This is a genomic window from Vibrio sp. 1180_3, assembly GCF_029478545.1.
GTDB lineage: Bacteria > Pseudomonadota > Gammaproteobacteria > Enterobacterales > Vibrionaceae > Vibrio > Vibrio aestuarianus.
Window position 1 is genome coordinate 1 of record NZ_SJFM01000195.1, and the last position, 393, is coordinate 393.

General features: G+C 41.2%; 2 protein-coding genes. One reads left to right on the forward strand and one right to left on the reverse strand.

What is annotated here, in order from left to right:
* Window positions 1-181, forward strand: a 181-nt coding sequence (locus EYW48_RS21550) for a hypothetical protein (protein WP_277433085.1), incomplete at its 5' end; no start/stop codon positions are given.
* Between the two features lie 19 nt (window positions 182-200).
* On the opposite strand, the gene EYW48_RS21555 is transcribed toward EYW48_RS21550, so the two are convergent.
* Window positions 201-329, reverse strand: coding sequence for a hypothetical protein (locus EYW48_RS21555; RefSeq protein WP_277433086.1), 129 nt, complete (start codon window positions 327-329; stop codon window positions 201-203).
* Between the last annotated feature and the right edge of the window lie 64 nt (window positions 330-393).

Genomic DNA, 393 nt, shown 5'->3' on the forward strand with positions numbered 1-393 from the left:
AAGAAAAACGGTGAATTTAGGGTGGAAAGGCTTTGGGTTTTCTAGCTACACACCGGACAAGTCTCAGTTTCTCAACTATCTCGCCAGTGGCACTTTTCGGGAAGAGTTTGAACTTAACGAAGTCTGCTTACGGGAAGTGTTGTGCTTGTTAAGTTCGTTGACGCGGCTTCTTTGCTGTTGAAATTCATGAATGCCTAAATTCATTTCGTGTGCTCTGTCGTTGGCTTTTTCGATAGAATTCTTTGCAAATTACCATGCTTAGGAACGGTGATTTTCTCGGTCATTTCTTCTTTGCCAAGCGCATTTCGTGGATTAGGTTTTAATTTCACAGCTGTCCGTTTTACTTTGCCGTTTGAAAGCAATAATGTGTTTCAAATTAGGCATTTTGGCGTA